We start from the raw sequence: 15036 nt of genomic DNA, 5'->3' as shown, positions 1-15036 counted from the left end.
CGTGAGCGCGCTGGACAACACCCGCGCGGCTCTGGAGAAACACCAGATCGCCCTGTATTTCGCGGCGGTGGCGCTGGGGTTCGGCGTCGCGCTTGCCGTGCCGGGGTCCGCGCGGCTGGAGGCCGCCATCAATCCCGCGCTGGGATTGATGCTGTTCGTGACCTTCCTGCAGGTGCCGTTGGCGAGGGTGCGCAGCGCACTGGCGAACACGCGCTTCATCGGCGCGCTGATGGTGGCCAACTTCCTGGTGGTGCCGCTGCTGGTGGCGGCGATGTTGCCCCTGCTGCCGGCGGACCCGCTGGTCCGCATCGCCATGCTGTTCGTCCTGCTGTGCCCCTGCATCGACTACGTGGTGACCTTCTCCCACCTGGGAAAGGCGGATGCCTCGCTGCTCTTGGCCGCCACGCCGGTCCTGCTGATCGTGCAGATGCTGCTGCTTCCGCTCTACCTGGGCGTGCTGCTGGGACCGGAGTCGGCCGCGCTGGTCAAGGCGGGCCCCTTCCTGCATGCGTTCCTGTGGCTCATCGCCCTTCCGATGCTGCTGGCGGCCGGCGTGCAGGCGGCCGCGGCGCGATGGCCGATGACGGCCAGCATCGCCCACTGGGGCGGCATCCTGCCGGTGCCCGCCACGGCACTGGTACTGCTGATCGTCATCGCCGCGGTCACGCCGCAGCTGGGGCCGGCGTTGCAGGCCGCCGCGACGGCATTGCCGTTCTACCTCGCGTTCGCGATCGTCGCGCCCATGCTGGGCCTGCTGGTCGGACGCACGTTTGCCCTGGGCGTGCCGGCCAAGCGCGCCGTCGCGTTCTCGTCGGCCACGCGCAACTCGCTGGTCATCCTGCCGCTGGCGCTATCGGTTCCCGGCGCGCTGCCGGTGGTGCCCGCGGTCATCGTGACCCAGACCCTGGTCGAACTGGTGGCCATGCTGGTCTACATTCCCTTGCTGCCGAGGATAGCGACACGCTGACATGACCGGCGCGCCGGCGAGGCGTCCGCTACGAGCACGATGCGCCGCGACGACGCGGCGATGCATGAACGCCTGAAAGAGACACGCGCGATTCGCCGCTGGGCGGGCCGCGAACCAACGAGTGCGCACCCTGCCGTTCCAGACAATCGGGCCCCAATGTCCGGCGGCTTTCGTGGGAAGATCCCGGGCCATGAATCGCCCCGCCCACGTCGCGGATCCACGCAAGCGCCACACGCGCGGCGACCTGCTGTCCGCCTTCTTCTCGCTGGCGCTGAGCCGCCGCTATCACGACATCCGCGTCGCGGATGTACTGGCGGTCTCCGGCGTAGGCCGGTCGACGTTCTACGAGCACTTCAGGAACAAGGACGCACTGCTGTCGGCCAGCCTGGACGGTCCGTTCCGCATTCTGGCGGGCATGGTCGAGGGCGATGCGGGCACGCTGCGCGTGCAGGGCGTCCTCGAACACTTCCTCCAGAATCGCGCCCTGGCCCGAAGCCTCTTCGAGGGCGCCGCCTCGCGCGTGGTCAGGGAGACCCTCGTCGCGCACGTGGAGTCCTGCCTGGATCGCGAACCGGGCCGGCTGAGGATTCCCGCGCGGCTGGCGGCGCATTCGCTGGCCGATGGCATCTTCTCGCCGATCGCGGCATGGCTGTCGGGCGAGGCGAACTGCGATCCGTCCGACCTCGCCATCGCGTTGCGGGATGCCGCCATGGCTTCCGTCCGCGCCCTGCGGATCGCCGAACGATGAATCGTCTCCAACGTGCGAGGTCCCCATGAAGATGAATCGCCTCACTCCCATGCTGCCGGTGCGGGACATGGCCGCCAGCGTCGAGTTCTACAAAAAGCTGGGCTTCAGCGTGGAAAAGCGGAACGACCACTGGCGCTGGGCCATGCTGGCTTTCGACGACTGCCGCCTGATGGTGGACGAATCCATCAACGTCCACCCCGACGCGCCGCGCTCCACCGTCGTGTACCTGTACCCGGACGACATCATCGCGTACCACCGCCAGGTGCGCAGGAACGGACTGGAGGTGCCCCCGCTCGAGCAGCCGTTCTACGGGATGACGGAATTCCGCATCGACGACCCGGACGGCAATCGACTGTGGATCGGGCAGAACACCGCGCCGGCTGGCTGACACGCGTCGATCGCGCTTCGCCTCATGCGGATGCGCCGGCCTGGGCTTCCTACCAGGCCAATATCCGCGGGCCCAGGATCGCCCCCAGCAACGTCGTCGCCAGGATCGCCGCCGAGTACCAGACGGCCACGAACAACGCGCCATCGTTGATGCAGGCGATGGTGTAGGCCAATGCGCCCAAAGCACCGGACAACAGGCCGGCCATGGCACCGGCCGAGGCCAGGCGCGTGGGGATGCCCCGGCGCAGCACCGCCAGCAGGATCGCCAGGCCCGGGGCCGCGGCCAGGACGATCGCGCCGAGACATACCGGGATGGATACGGAACGCGCACCGGTGATCGGGAAGCCGGAGCCATCCACCCACACGCCGACAAGCAGCAGGAGCGCGACCGGCAATACCGCCAGCCACGGTCGCAACCTGGCCCCCGGCATGCCCGCCGCGCGCAACAGCGCCAGCGCGCCGCACGCCAGCAGGCCCATCGCCGCGACCTTGAACTGGAAGATGCCGCTGGCCGGAAGTCCGGGAAGATCCGCCCGCGCGCCAAACACGCCGGCGACGACGCACAGGGCCGCCATGAAGGACAACACCGCGCCCATCGCCAGGACCCACCCGAATGGCAGGCGCGTGCGCGACCTGGTGCCCGCCTCGCGCGCCAGTTCCCGCACCAGTTCGCTGGTCTTGCGTGCATGCGTTTCGGTCGTCTGCATCACTGCTGTCTCCACTTCTGCGTGGCTTTCATCAAGCGTTTCAGGCCCCGGTGGAAGGCGACGCGCACCGCGCCCTCGTTCATGCCCAGCCGGTCGGCAGCCTCGCGCGGCGACGCGCCCTCCAGGCCGATCGCGCGTACCACCGACTGCTGCCCGGATGGAAGGTCGGACACCAGCCGGTCCACGTCTTCGGCCGTGATGTCGCGGCTCCCGGACTCGACGCCCAGCAGCGAGGACCACTCATCTTCGCCCAGGTGCATCCGCCAGCGCAGTTCCTTGCGCAGCCGGCGGGCGGCATCGATGACCTTGTACCGGGCGATGGCGTTCAACCAGGGAAGCAACGGCCGCGACGCGTCCCACTGGCCGCGCCGGGTGTGGACGGCGATCAGCACTTCCTGCACCACGTCCTCGGCCTCGCCGGCGTCCAGGCCCAGGTGGCCCAGGCGGTAACGGACGATCCGGCGCAGGAATGCGGCGAATTCCTCCAGGAAGCGCGCATACGCAATACCGTCCCCCGCGCGCTCCGCACGCATGGCTTCGGCCCAAAGCCGTTCCTGCGATTCCACGCCGCCCTCTCTGCCTGAACGCATTCCCACTATCACACAGGTTGCCCCGATCGGGGAGTAACAAGCGGGCGCGCAGCGCGAAAGACCTTACCGAAGCATTCCGCTTCCGTTGCCAAGGAGAAACCACTGTGAAGCACCCTGTCCTTATCCTCGCCCTGCTGCTGTCCACCGTGTTGCCCGGAGTTTCCAGCGCGGCGCCCACACCGAGCGCTGCGCCCGAAGCGGCCCGCAACGTCGTGCTGGTCCATGGCGCCTGGGCCGACGGTTCCAGTTGGGCGGAGGTCGTCCCCTACCTGCAGGCCGCGGGCCTGCGCGTCACCGCCGTCCAGAACCCGCTGACGTCGCTGGCCGACGACGTCGCCGCCACGCGCCGCGCGCTGGCGCAGCAGGACGGCCCCACCGTGCTGGTCGGCCACTCGTGGGCCGGGACCGTGATCAGCGAAGCCGGCGCGGACCCCAAGGTCACCGCCCTGGTCTACGTCGCCGCACGCGCTCCCGATGCCGGCGAGGATTTCGCGGCGTTGGCCTCGAGATTCCCCACCATGCCCGTGCGCGCCGGCGTGGAAACGCACGACGGCTACTCCGTCCTTTCCGAACCCGCCTTCCTCGACCATTTCGCCAATGGCGTACCGGCCAGGCAGGCCCACGTGCTCTACGCCGTACAGCAGCCCATCGCGGCGGACCTGTTCGCCGGCAAGACCACCGTGGCCGCATGGCGGAGCAAGCCGTCCTGGTACGCCGTGTCGCGCGACGATCAGACGACTTCTCCGGACCTGCAACGCTTCCTCGCCGAACGCATGAAGGCCACGACGGTGGAACTGGATTCAGGCCACCTGTCGCTGGTATCGCACCCGAAGGAGATCGCCGAAATGATCCTGGAAGCGGCGGGCAAGCGGACACGCTGACTCGCTCGCGATCGATTCTCCCAGGCGGTCGGAATGCGGGGCCGGCAACGAGGGGAGCGTCGAAGGCGCCATGCCGAATCCATCCATGCACGTCGCGTGCGCGGCCTTCCATGCCCAGCAGCCCGGCAGTGGGCTGCCGGTAGGACGACCCATTCGACGAAGCCCGTTTCGCCGCCTGGGTGAAGCAGGCCAGCCGATTGCCAGGCGAACGGATGTGAGCGGCCAGCGCGGGCCGTGTACGGGTGGCCGACGTGCGACCACCCACCACCCAGGAGCGACAATCACCATGGAGAAGACGAGCGACGCGAAGGAAGCAGCGGAGGCCTCTCCCTTCCGGCTGATAGACGCGAGGATCAAGGAACTGGCCGATTGGCGGGGCGGGACGCTCGCCCGTGTCCGCACGCTCATCCAGCATGCCGATCCCGAGGTGGTCGAGGAGCGGAAGTGGAGAGGGGTGCCGGTATGGTCGCACGCGGGCATCATCTGCACGGACGAGACGTACAAGGCGGCCGTGAAGCTGACCTTAGCCAACGGGCACCGCGCTGGAGGACCCTTCCGGCCTCTTCAATGCCAGCCTGGAAGGCAATACCTGTCGCGCCATCGATATCCAGAGGGCGACAAGATCGATGGAGCGGCATTGAAGGCGCTCATCCGCGCCGCCGTGGCGCTGGACGGACACGTCGAAGAAGAAGGCAAAGAGCGCTTGAGGCGCACCTGCGTGCCCACCCCCGCCCGCATCCGGCGGGCGGGAGTCCACACTCCATGGGACCTCGATCAGGAGACGCCGTGCCGCCCGCGGATCACCTGCAGGCGCTCGCGGTAGTACAGGGCGTCGGCGGCAACTTTCGGTGGATTCTCCGCCAGCCAGTCCCGCGCCTCGCGCATGATCGCCACGCGGTCGGCATCCGGCGCTTCCAGCGCGGTATCGATGCGGTCCAGCTTGAGGATGACCTCTTCGCGCGTGGGTTGGGTCATGGGCGTGCTCCTTGATGGGTGATCCATCGTAGGGAAAACCGTGTATCGGCGGCGTCATGGCAAAGGCGCGATGCGGCGGCGCGACGCCTTCGCGTTGTCCGGTCGCGACACGGGAATCGGGGTGGCGCCGAGGCCATCTTCCGTCGAACTCATGGCGATCGCCGCGCCGATGCCGCGCGGCCCGGCGCAGATCGATGCGATGCCCTGCCGTTCATGGGAACAGCAACCGCTTGCCTGTGGTCGCGCAGTATCCGCGGGGCGCTCGAGCCACGGGATCCCGGCGCCGTCGCACCGGGCGCCGTGAGGCGTTGCTGACCGGGAACACAACGATCCATGGGCCGGTTACAGCGGTAACCGGATCCCTGCGCATCGACATCATCGCGTAGGCGCCGCCGCCTACGATGCGCCCCCCTCCCCCGATGCACACGAGTTCGCACGATGCTGGCCCCGCATTCCCACCCATCCGCTCCCGCAATCGACATGGGCGCGACATTTCCCGACGGCATGTCCGCCGCACGCGTGGACGTGCGCCGCGCGTCCACGCTGAAACCGGCAACCGCCGCCGGTCCGCTGCCGCAGCCCGCCGTCCCTTCCCCGCCCAGGGCGCGCCCCTGGATCAAGTACGACCAAGACAGTGCCTGGTTCGACTGCGAACCGGGCGTGCGCATGACGCTGCGCGCGCCGGGGCAGGGCTCGGGCACCGCCGTCACGTTGTGCGAGTCGCGCATCGCGCCGGGCGCACGCTGCGCGCTGCACCTGCACCACGCGGCCGACGAGACCCTTTTCGTCCTGTCCGGCTCGCTGACGGTCCGCTGCGGCGGGGAGCTGGTCGAGGCGGCCGAGGGCACGACGGTGGTCATCCCGCGCGGCACGCCGCACCTGTGGTGGAACACTTCGGCGCACGAGGCGCGCGTACTCGCCTACTTCACGCCGGGCGGCATCGAGGACTACTTCGTCACGCTCGCGCGCCAGGATCCCGCCGCCCACGCACTGGCCGCGCGCCAGCACGACTGCCATCTCATCGCCGGCCCCGCCTGGCCCTGAGCGCGGCGCATCCGCCGCACCCCACTCCCCTTCCCCAAGGAACCTACCCCATGCATATCGCCGACCGCACATCGTTCTCCACACTTTCCCATCACCGCGACAACGCGCTTGCCAGCACCCTGGAACTGGCCGGGCGCATCCTGCTGGTGTCCCTCTTCCTCATCGCGGGCGCCGACAAGATCGCCAACTACGACGCGACCGTGTTCCTCATGGCGTCGAAAGGCATTCCCGCCGCCGCCCTCCCGCTGGTGATCGCGCTGGATCTGCTCGGTTCGCTGGCTGTCGTATTGGGGTGGAAGACACGCATCGCGGCCCTGCTGCTGGCCGGATTCACCCTGGTGGCCGGCGCGATATTCCACGGCGACTTCTCCGACAAGATGAACCTGATCATGTTCACGAAGAACGTGTCGATCGTCGGCGGCTTCCTGTTGCTGATCGGCCGTGGCGCCGGTCGCTACAGCCTCGACGCCCGCGCGCAGGGCAACTGACGGCACTGCATGCCAACGGCACGCGGCCGCGCGATCGATCCACGTCGGCCGTTTCCGCCCGATGCCGGACCGCGCCACGCCGCTCAAGCGGCGTGGCACCTGGATTGTTGGCCAGCCGAAACTGTCGGCGCGGCTGCGCTCTCGAACACGCATTGCTCTCGATTCAATCCGCAATAGTGCGGAACAAGAGAGCGGGCCTCCGTCTCCTGCCCGCGTGCACAGCCCATCGCATCGATCAACGCGCTTCCCGATCGATCGGAGGCAGGGTGCGCAGATAACTCCAGACCGCTCTCAGCTCATCGTCCGAGGCGTGTCCGACCGCACGCCATGGCATGTACCTGCCGTCGATCGTCGAACCGTCCGGGCGTTTTCCGCTACGCATCGACAAGATGAAATCGGCTTCGCTCCATGCCGCCAAGCCGTTCGCGTGCGAGGTCAGATTCGACGCGGGCGGCGCGTCGGGTCCCCCATGGGGCATCCGGCCTCCGCCCAGGTCCACTCCATGGCAGCTGGTGCACATCTGCACCGCGTGGCGCCCATGGTCCACGGTGCCTGCGGGTGGGGGCGCGGCGACGGCAGGCCTGTCGTGGTCGATGATCTCCGCCGACAGGAAGCCTTCGAGCTTGCCGGCTACCAGCAACGTACGCGCGACGGGGCCCAGGGCGCTCTCGGGCAATTCGCGCCCCACGGGCGGCACCGTGTCCAGAAACGCAGAGATCGCCTCGATTTCCCGCAAGCTCAATTTCGAGTACGAATTCGACGGCATCATGAGCAGCGGGTGCGAATCCTGGCCTACCCCGTGACGCAGTGCGCGATACAACCACTCATGGCGGAGACGGGGATCGTCCATCCCGGCCGCTGGAGTGAGGTTGGTTCCGACCACTCGGGCGAACGGCATCTCGTCCAGCACCACCTTGCCACCGAAATCGTCGCCGTGGCAGTCCGCGCAACCGCGCGACAGAGCCAGCTCACGACCCATTCCAACCAGCGATCCGTCCGGCGCGCCGAGGGAGACATCGACGCGGTATTCCCTTCGAAGCCGCGCTTCGCTCGACAGATAGACCGCGGCAGCGGCTACCGCAAGCAATGCGACAAGACCGCACAGGACGAAAATCCCGTACCGCAACAACTTATTGGACATCAATTTTGGCATTTGTTCTCGACAGGAATGTTCCGGGCGTGTTCTTGGCACTCGATGACGGCCATGATCGCCAGGCGGTTCGAAGGCCACCACCCTCAAAGTGCATGACTTCCCACTGACGGAAAGGTGAGCGTCGGCCCAAACCCGCAGGGCGTCGGTGCGGAACGTCATCTTCAGGAAAATCGTGACGCCGCAATATGAAGATGCCCATCGATGACAGATGTCATATCGCACCTGTGGCGATCCGTGTCTCCGGCAGGCATGCGCAAGGCGGGATCGGCGCATCTCCCATGGCTGCGACGCGTGTTTCGCGGCATCGCCCCTGACTTTGGTCAGGGTCATTTCCCTGTCGCAGGACAGGCATGGAATTGTTTCAGCGGGCGTAACATGTCGATCCGGTCCCATCGGCACGCTTCCTTGCCCCCATGCCGACAGCAAGCTCCAATCCTGATGTCCACCAGCAGTTCGCGCTCATCTCCCGGATGATCGAGGAGATCTCGGGCGAGCTTGCGCTGGAGCCCTTGCTGGCGGACATGGTGGAGCGCGCCTGCCGGCTGATCGGCGCCGACGATGGCGTCATCGGCCTTTACGTGCCCGAACGCGACGTGATCCGCACGGCGGCCAGCTACAACATCCCCGCGCACGAACTGCGCGACGAACTGCGGCGTGGCGAGGGGCTGACCGGGCGGGTGCTCGAACTGGACAGCCCGGTACGCGGCTACTACCACGACCTGCCTCATCCCAGCCGCAACGCGCCCGATGGCATGCACAACATCGGCATGCCCATCCGCGCGCATGGCCGCATGATCGGCGTGTTCGGCATCAGCGCCTACGCCCCGCGCGTGCTGGATGCCGGCGCGCAGGAACTGCTGGCCCTGTTCGCGCGCCATGCCGCCGTGGCTATAGACAACGCTCAGCGCTACAGCGCCGAGCAACGCCGCGCTTCACGCTTCGCGCTCATCGCGCGCGTGGCCGCGCTGTCCGCCTCGGGGCCGGACCTGGATACGTTGCTGCAGCAAGCCGCCGATGCCATCCACGACACCCTGGAGTACCCCAATGTCGATATCCCGCTGCTGGATCCGCAGGATCCGGACACGCTGGTCATCCGCATCCGCGGCGGCAACTACAAGCGCCTGATCCGGCACGAGGACCGGCTGCCCGTGGGCACGGGCATCATGGGCGCCGCGGTACGCGAACGCCGCATGCAACTGGTCAACGACGTCGCCGCCGATCCCCGCTACGTCACTCCCCCGGGCGTCCGCCCGCCCCTGGCCGAGTTGGCCATCCCGATCGTGTACGGCGACCAGGCGCTGGGCGTGCTGAACGTGGAAGGCGACCGGGTGTTCGATGAACTCGACTGCTCCAGCCTGGAGATCGTGGCCGAGCACCTGGGCATCGCCATCGTCAACGCGCGCCTGTACGAAAACGCCACCGCCGCCGCGGTGTTGGAGGAACGCCAGCGGTTGGCCCGCGACCTGCACGACAACGTCACCCAGATCCTGTCCTCCATGAGCCTGATCACCCAGTCCCTGGCGGAGGCCTGGCATCGCGATCCGGTCGAAGGCCAGCGCAGGGTGCAGCGCCTGGGCGAACTTTCGCGGCTGGCCTTCGCCGAAATGCGCGGCCTGCTGCACGAGTTGTCGCCACGCGACGTTCCGCGTTCCCCCGTCGCCAGGCGTTCATCCTTCCCGCACCAGTTGCAGCAACTGGTGTCGGCGATGGTGCCGGATTCCATACAGCTCCACATCAATGTCTCCGGGTTCCAGGCGCAAGCGAAGATGCATGAGGAGACGCTGCTCCGCATCTGCCAGGAAGCCGTTTCCAATGCCGTGCGCCATGCCTCGCCGTCTTCGATCCAGATAGAAACCGCCTTCAGCTCCAGCGGCATCCGCCTGAGCATCTCCGACGACGGCCGCGGCATCTCCCATGCGGCCCACGAAGGCATGGGCCTGAGCAACATGCGCGAGCGCCTGTCCGAACTGGGCGGACAATTGCACATCGTGCAGCGCCAGCCACGCGGCACCCAGATCCTGGCCTACCTTCCCCGCTTCGACCAGGCAAGTCCATGAAAGCGATCAGAATCCTGTTGGCCGACGATCACGCGGTGGTTCGCGAAGGCTTGCGCGCCCTGCTGGAGCAGCAACCCGACATCGAAATCGTGGCAGAGGCGGGCAATGGCGAAACCGCGTTGCAATTGCTGAAGATCCACGCGCCCGACGTGATCATCCTGGACATGAAGATGCCCGGCCTCACCGTCGTGGAAACCATCACGGCAGCCAAGCGGCAATGTCCGGAGACGCAGGTGCTGGTGTTCACCAGCTATGCGGAGGATTCGCAGGTCCGCGACGCACTGACCGCCGGCGCCACCGGCTATCTGCTCAAGGACGCGCTGCGCGAGGACCTGATACGCGCGGTGCGGGAGGTCAGCGCCGGACGGGCCTGGCTGCATCCGCAGGCTCAACGGCAGATGCTCGACTGGCTGCGGCGCCGGCCCTCGCCGATCGACAACCTGACCGCACGCGAGCGCTCGGTGCTTTCGCTGCTCGCCGCGGGACAAAGCAACAAACAGATTGCGCGCAGCCTCGACCTTACCGAAGGAACGATCAAGGGCTATGTCAGCCAAGTCCTGGACAAGCTCGGGGTCGCGGATCGAACCCAGGCGGCATTGCTGGCGCATCGGGAAGGTTTGACCGGAGACGGCGCATCACCCTGAATTTCCCGATCCGACCGCCCGCATGTGAATGACGACAGACGCCGTGTCGGCCGACCACGCGCGCCGGCCCTGGGGCGATCCATGCATGCCCGTTCCACGGGCTTCCTGATCCATCCGATTCCATGGCTTCCCGGGCAGCGCTCGGCACGGCCGGGCCCGCACATCCCGTTTCAACGCATCACCGCATCCATGCATCAGAGCCAATAAGAAAATGAACATACCGTCCTCGCCTCCGAAGATCCTGATCGTGGACGACGATATCGCCATGCTTTCGGTGCTCGTTGCCCATCTCAAGGGACAGGGCATGCAGATATCGACCGCCGCCGACAGCCGCGGCCTGGAGGAATCGTTGCGCGCCCACCAGCCGGACATGGTCGTACTCGACCTGCAGCTCAAGCAGGAAGACGGCCTGGACCTGCTGCGGGAAATACGCCGGCAATCCGATATCCCCGTCATCATCATCACCGGCCATCGCCGCGACGAAATAGACAGGGTCGTGGGCCTGGAACTGGGCGCCGACGACTACCTTCCCAAGCCGTTCGGGCTGCACGAGTTCACCGCGCGCATCCGCGCCGTGCTGCGCCGGCGCGCGAGCAGGACGCCCACGGCGCAGCAACATGCCCAGGCAGGCGGGTACCGGTTCGGCGACTGGCGGCTGGATGTCCAAAGCCGCGCCTTGTCCAATCCCGCCGGGGAACAGGTTGCGTTGACGAAAAGCGAATACGCGCTGCTGCTCGCGTTCCTGGAATCGCCCAAGCGCCCGCTCAGCCGCGACCAGCTGCTGCAGGCGACACGGGTGCACGACGATGTCTTCGACCGCAGCATCGACGTGCAGATCCTGCGGCTGCGGCGCAAGCTCGAAGCCGATCCCAGTTCCCCGGAGATCATCGTCACCCAGCGGGGCGTCGGCTATGTCTTCACGCTTGCGGTCGAGTTGCTGTGAAGGCTTCCAGCGAACGGAACCGGATGCGCAAGTACACCTTGGCAGCCGTCGCGATCCTCGGCGCGCTGTGGGTCGTGGCGGCCTTTCCCGGGGAGCCGGCCGGCGATTCCGAACCCATCACGCCGGTCCTGCCGTTCGAACGCCTGTCCGCGGGGAAAGTCGAACTTGGCGGCATGCTGTTCGGCGATGTCCGCCTTTCCGGCGACCAGTCGCGTTCCTGCGCCTCCTGCCACGACATCGCCAGCAACGGCGCCGGATCGCAGCGGCGACACCTGTCTCCCCGCGGCACGCCGCTCAAGTTGAACACTCCCACCCTATTCAACGCAGCGCACAATTTCCGCCTGAACTGGTCGGGGCGCTTCCGCACGCTGGAAGAACAGGCCGACGCCTCGCTGCGCAACCCCGACATCATGAATGCCGATACCGCCGAAGTGGTGCGCCGTCTGCGCGCCGACAGACGGATCGCCGAAGCGGCACGCCGTCTCTATGGGCGCGATATCGACCGGGCCATCCTGCTGGATGCACTGGCCGCGTACGAGCGGTCGCTCGTCACGCCGGGAAGCCGCTTCGATCGCTGGCTCGCCGGCGATGCCAGGGCGCTCACGCCGCAGGAGTTGCGCGGCTACCGGACATTCAAGACCGCGGGTTGCGTTTCCTGCCACCAGGGCGCGAACGTGGGCGGGAACATCTACCAGCGCAGCGGGATATTCGAGCCGGCGGCACTTCACGGCGTCGATCGCCTGCGCGTTCCCAGCCTCCGGAACGTCGCCGCTACCGCACCCTATTTCCACGATGGCAGCGCCACGACGCTGGCCCAGGCCATCGAGTCGATGGGACGCGCGCAACTGGGGGTCGAACTCGATCCGGCCGACGTCGCCGACATATCCGCCTTCCTGGAAACGCTCACCGGCTTCCATGACGGGAAGCCAGTAAGCGTCCCCGGACGATGAGGTTCACCATCGCCCTGAGCACCCTGCTCTTCATCACGCTGGTCGTGCTGGCGGCGCAGGCGCATGTGCTGGAAAAGGAAACCGGTCGCCACGGCGACGCGCAGGCGGTGCTGGACGAACTCGAACTCGCCGACAGCGGACTCGGCCGCGACATCCTGAAGGCCCGCGCCGGCCTCCTGAAGAACTACGACGTCCTGAACCGGGAAAGCGACCGGATCCGCCATGCGCTGGAACGCCTGCATGTCCACGCGGCGGGCGATTCCGAAATGACGGAGAGGCTCGGTCGCCTGCGGAAGGTCGCGCAGCGGAACGAAGACCAGGTGGAGATCTTCAAGTCGCAGAATTCGCTGCTGGCCAACTCGCTGACCTACTTCTGGCACACGAGCGATCGTCACATCATGGATGCCCCGGACGGGGAGACGACGCCTGCGGTCGTGGCCCTGGCCAGCGCCATGCAGCGCCTGACCATGGATGCCACCCAGGCGTCGGTCGAGGAAGCGGATCGCCGGCTCCAGCGCGTCGCCCTCTGCTGCGACCACCCGGCGTCGATCCGCAACCTGATCGTCCACAGCAGGATTCTCATCCATCTCCTTCCCGCCACCGACGCCACCCTTTCGCAGATCCATCCCATCGCCTCCCTGCCGGAATTCGAATCCGTCCGGACGCTGATGAAGGAGCAGCGCACCCGCACCGAGTCCAGGTCGGCGCACCTCCGCTTCCTGCTGCTGGGGCTCTCCCTGCTGATGCTGTTCACGCTGGTCTATCTTGCGGTGCTGCTGAAGCATCGCGCGGACGCGCTGCGCCGGCATTCGGCATTCGGACGCACCATGATCGCCGTTTCCGCGCGTTTTTTAGGCGGCGACAAGGCATCGCTGAACCACGACATAGGCGCCTCGCTGGAACAGCTCGCGGCCTGGGTGGGGGCGGATGAAGGCTATTTCGCTTATTCCCCTCATCCCAGCCAGCTCCAGGCATGGCCGCGCGGGATCGGCTGCGAGGTCCGCCGTACCCTCCAATCCGCCTTCGACTTCCTGGCCTCCGCCGGCACGCAGAGCGAAGTGGTCCTGCTGTCGTCCCCCACTGCCAAGGCGTCCGCATCGGCATCGCCATTGGAAAGAAGCGAAACGGGCGACTGGCTCTGCATACAGAGGAAGACGCAGGAGGGCATCGATGCGATGCTCTGCTTCGTCCGGCGGGATGGACCGTTCTTCGACAAATACGGCGATTTCAACCTGTTGGGAACGGCGCTGGACGCCTTCACGGGGGCCGTGGAAAGAAGAACGCTGGAGGATGGCGCCCTGCGGCTCGAACGCCGGCTCGAACGGGCCAGGCGCATGGAAACGGTGGGCGTGATGGCCAGCGGCATCTCGCATAATTTCAACAACATCGTGGGCGCCATCCAGGGCAATGCGGAAGCGGCCTACGCCGCGATTCCGGCGGGGCTGCCCGCCCAGCACAACCTGCTCGAGATATGCCGGGCAGCCGAACGGGCGCGCGACCTGATAGACGGCATACTGAGTTTCGGCCGCAGCCAGCGCGGCATCATGCGGGCCGTCGATATCGGGAACCTGATCACGGAAAGCGTGTCCCTGCTCGCCGCCTCGCTGCCGTCGGGCGTACGCCTGTCGTTCGACGGACATCGCGAGAACCGCTTGGTCAGGGGAAACGCGGGACAGCTCCAGCAGGTCGTCTTCAACCTCGTCCAGAACGCCGCCAACGCGATGTCGTCGCAGGGCACGGTCGTCATCGGCCTGACTTTCCATGAGGCCATCGAACTGCAGGATGCGCGCACCTCCGCCATCGGCCAGCGCGACTTCCTCCGCATTTCCATCACCGACCATGGTATCGGCATGGCGGCGGATACCATCGAGCGCATCTTCGAGCCGTTCTTCACCACCCGCAGCGAAGGAACCGGGCTGGGCCTGGCGACGGTCAAGCAGATCGTCGTCGAACACGAGGGAAGCATCGAGGTCGACAGCCGTGTCGGCGAAGGAACGACTTTTTCCATATGGCTGCCGGCGCTTCCCGCGCACGATCGGGCCGATTCGACCGCGAGTCCCGTCATGGACGGCGCCATCCTCGTCCTGGGCGACGAGCCAGTCCGCGTGACACGCGACGAGGACACCCTGGCGGCGCTCGGCCATGAGCCCGTGGGCTACCTCAGGCTGGAGGCCGCCGTGAGCGCGGTCGCGCACGATCCGGAACGATTCGGCGCGTTCCTGATCCATCTGTCCAATGTCGGGAAGGCCATCGACGCGGCGCATGCGCTGCATTCGGTCGCCCCGGAAACGCCCATCGTCGTGGCGACGGCGACCGATTCGCTGGATGCGGGCCCGGCATCGGCCAGTGGCGTGGCGGAAATCATCGGCAGCCCGCCGCAGGCCACCGAAATCGCCTATGCGATGGAACGATGCGGACTGATGCGCGCAGGTTACAGACGATGACAATCGTAACCATGATCGTCCGTTTGGAAATGGCTTCGTAGCCCTGCCCCTCTAAGCT

The 15036-nt window shown here is 67.0% G+C and carries 16 protein-coding genes; 12 read left to right on the top strand and 4 right to left on the bottom strand.

The genetic code is table 11. The features are described 5' to 3' along the window. Position 1 precedes the first annotated feature (1 nt). The 3 genes from AAD027_RS15365 (at position 2) to AAD027_RS15355 (ending at position 2103) form a co-directional block, all read left to right on the top strand. Complete coding sequence (locus tag AAD027_RS15365; RefSeq protein WP_341726905.1) at positions 2–967, top strand: arsenic resistance protein; 966 nt, start codon at positions 2–4, stop codon at positions 965–967. Positions 968–1157: 190 nt separating this feature from the next. Next, on the top strand, positions 1158–1715 hold the full coding sequence (locus AAD027_RS15360) for a TetR/AcrR family transcriptional regulator (RefSeq protein WP_341726904.1): 558 nt from the start codon (positions 1158–1160) through the stop codon (positions 1713–1715). 25 nt (positions 1716–1740) lie between these two features. Next, positions 1741–2103 carry a VOC family protein gene (locus AAD027_RS15355; protein ID WP_341726903.1) on the top strand — a complete coding sequence of 121 codons (363 nt, stop codon included), beginning with the start codon at positions 1741–1743 and terminating at the stop codon, positions 2101–2103. Positions 2104–2152: 49 nt separating this feature from the next. Here the strand turns inward: AAD027_RS15355 and AAD027_RS15350 are convergent, their stop codons facing one another. Next, positions 2153–2809: an NrsF family protein gene (locus tag AAD027_RS15350; RefSeq protein ID WP_341726902.1), complete on the bottom strand. Its 657-nt coding sequence runs from the start codon at positions 2807–2809 to the stop codon at positions 2153–2155. Next, positions 2809–3399 carry a sigma-70 family RNA polymerase sigma factor gene (locus tag AAD027_RS15345; protein WP_341726901.1) on the bottom strand — a complete coding sequence of 197 codons (591 nt, stop codon included), beginning with the start codon at positions 3397–3399 and terminating at the stop codon, positions 2809–2811. The genes AAD027_RS15350 and AAD027_RS15345 overlap by 1 nt, the downstream gene beginning before the upstream one ends. 104 nt (positions 3400–3503) lie before the next feature. Here AAD027_RS15345 and AAD027_RS15340 point away from each other — a divergent pair, with 104 nt between their 5' ends. Continuing rightward, positions 3504–4280, top strand: coding sequence for an alpha/beta fold hydrolase (locus AAD027_RS15340; protein WP_341726900.1), 777 nt, complete (start codon positions 3504–3506; stop codon positions 4278–4280). A 286-nt stretch (positions 4281–4566) separates the two neighbouring features. Next, a complete protein-coding gene (locus tag AAD027_RS15335) occupies positions 4567–5103 on the top strand; it encodes a DUF1801 domain-containing protein (protein ID WP_341726899.1) in 537 nt (178 codons plus the stop codon). Here the strand turns inward: AAD027_RS15335 and AAD027_RS15330 are convergent. Next, on the bottom strand, positions 5055–5255 hold the full coding sequence (locus AAD027_RS15330; protein WP_341726898.1) for a hypothetical protein: 201 nt from the start codon (positions 5253–5255) through the stop codon (positions 5055–5057). The two genes, AAD027_RS15335 and AAD027_RS15330, sit on opposite strands and share 49 nt — an antisense overlap. A gap of 480 nt (positions 5256–5735) precedes the next feature. Between AAD027_RS15330 and AAD027_RS15325 the strand changes: the two genes are divergently transcribed. Then, positions 5736–6299, top strand: coding sequence for a cupin domain-containing protein (locus AAD027_RS15325; RefSeq protein ID WP_341726897.1), 564 nt, complete (start codon positions 5736–5738; stop codon positions 6297–6299). Positions 6300–6349: 50 nt separating this feature from the next. Further along, complete coding sequence (locus AAD027_RS15320) at positions 6350–6787, top strand: DoxX family protein (RefSeq protein ID WP_341726896.1); 438 nt, start codon at positions 6350–6352, stop codon at positions 6785–6787. A 235-nt stretch (positions 6788–7022) separates the two neighbouring features. On the opposite strand, the gene AAD027_RS15315 is transcribed toward AAD027_RS15320, so the two are convergent. Next, positions 7023–7928 carry a c-type cytochrome gene (locus AAD027_RS15315; protein ID WP_341726895.1) on the bottom strand — a complete coding sequence of 302 codons (906 nt, stop codon included), beginning with the start codon at positions 7926–7928 and terminating at the stop codon, positions 7023–7025. A gap of 482 nt (positions 7929–8410) precedes the next feature. Here AAD027_RS15315 and AAD027_RS15310 point away from each other — a divergent pair, with 482 nt between their 5' ends. The 5 genes from AAD027_RS15310 to AAD027_RS15290 all read left to right on the top strand — a co-directional run bounded on the left by AAD027_RS15310 (position 8411) and on the right by AAD027_RS15290 (position 14978). Then, the gene (locus AAD027_RS15310; protein WP_341726894.1) at positions 8411–9997 is read left to right on the top strand and encodes a sensor histidine kinase; all 1587 of its coding nucleotides are present in this window, start codon (positions 8411–8413) and stop codon (positions 9995–9997) included. Then, complete coding sequence (locus tag AAD027_RS15305; protein WP_341726893.1) at positions 9994–10641, top strand: response regulator; 648 nt, start codon at positions 9994–9996, stop codon at positions 10639–10641. Before AAD027_RS15310 ends, AAD027_RS15305 begins: the two co-directional genes overlap by 4 nt. Positions 10642–10852: 211 nt before the next feature. Next, complete coding sequence (locus AAD027_RS15300) at positions 10853–11584, top strand: response regulator (RefSeq protein ID WP_341726892.1); 732 nt, start codon at positions 10853–10855, stop codon at positions 11582–11584. Between the two features lie 23 nt (positions 11585–11607). Further along, positions 11608–12534, top strand: a complete 927-nt coding sequence (locus AAD027_RS15295; protein WP_341726891.1) for a cytochrome-c peroxidase — start codon at positions 11608–11610, stop codon at positions 12532–12534. Next, entirely contained in the window at positions 12531–14978 is a 2448-nt protein-coding gene (locus AAD027_RS15290) for a two-component system VirA-like sensor kinase (RefSeq protein WP_341726890.1), read from the top strand. Before AAD027_RS15295 ends, AAD027_RS15290 begins: the two co-directional genes overlap by 4 nt. The last annotated feature ends 58 nt before the right edge of the window (positions 14979–15036 follow it).

It is taken from the genome of Pseudoxanthomonas putridarboris (assembly GCF_038321125.1).
GTDB lineage: Bacteria > Pseudomonadota > Gammaproteobacteria > Xanthomonadales > Xanthomonadaceae > Pseudoxanthomonas_A > Pseudoxanthomonas_A putridarboris.
Note: the sequence above shows the minus strand (reverse complement) of the source record. Positions and strands in the feature narration are given on the sequence as shown.

What these genes read in the sequence shown, in the direction of transcription:
- AAD027_RS15330 (WP_341726898.1), bottom strand. Translation starts at nt 5,255, where the DNA reads ATGACCCAACCCACGCGCGAAGAGGTCATCCTCAAGCTGGACCGCATC.
- AAD027_RS15305 (WP_341726893.1), top strand. Translation starts at nt 9,994, where the DNA reads ATGAAAGCGATCAGAATCCTGTTGGCCGACGATCACGCGGTGGTTCGC.
- AAD027_RS15325 (WP_341726897.1), top strand. Translation starts at nt 5,736, where the DNA reads ATGGGCGCGACATTTCCCGACGGCATGTCCGCCGCACGCGTGGACGTG.
- AAD027_RS15355 (WP_341726903.1), top strand. Translation starts at nt 1,741, where the DNA reads ATGAAGATGAATCGCCTCACTCCCATGCTGCCGGTGCGGGACATGGCC.
- AAD027_RS15345 (WP_341726901.1), bottom strand. Translation starts at nt 3,399, where the DNA reads ATGCGTTCAGGCAGAGAGGGCGGCGTGGAATCGCAGGAACGGCTTTGG.
- AAD027_RS15350 (WP_341726902.1), bottom strand. Translation starts at nt 2,809, where the DNA reads ATGCAGACGACCGAAACGCATGCACGCAAGACCAGCGAACTGGTGCGG.
- AAD027_RS15335 (WP_341726899.1), top strand. Translation starts at nt 4,567, where the DNA reads ATGGAGAAGACGAGCGACGCGAAGGAAGCAGCGGAGGCCTCTCCCTTC.
- AAD027_RS15300 (WP_341726892.1), top strand. Translation starts at nt 10,853, where the DNA reads ATGAACATACCGTCCTCGCCTCCGAAGATCCTGATCGTGGACGACGAT.
- AAD027_RS15360 (WP_341726904.1), top strand. Translation starts at nt 1,158, where the DNA reads ATGAATCGCCCCGCCCACGTCGCGGATCCACGCAAGCGCCACACGCGC.
- AAD027_RS15315 (WP_341726895.1), bottom strand. Translation starts at nt 7,928, where the DNA reads ATGTCCAATAAGTTGTTGCGGTACGGGATTTTCGTCCTGTGCGGTCTT.
- AAD027_RS15295 (WP_341726891.1), top strand. Translation starts at nt 11,608, where the DNA reads ATGCGCAAGTACACCTTGGCAGCCGTCGCGATCCTCGGCGCGCTGTGG.
- AAD027_RS15310 (WP_341726894.1), top strand. Translation starts at nt 8,411, where the DNA reads ATGATCGAGGAGATCTCGGGCGAGCTTGCGCTGGAGCCCTTGCTGGCG.
- AAD027_RS15290 (WP_341726890.1), top strand. Translation starts at nt 12,531, where the DNA reads ATGAGGTTCACCATCGCCCTGAGCACCCTGCTCTTCATCACGCTGGTC.
- AAD027_RS15320 (WP_341726896.1), top strand. Translation starts at nt 6,350, where the DNA reads ATGCATATCGCCGACCGCACATCGTTCTCCACACTTTCCCATCACCGC.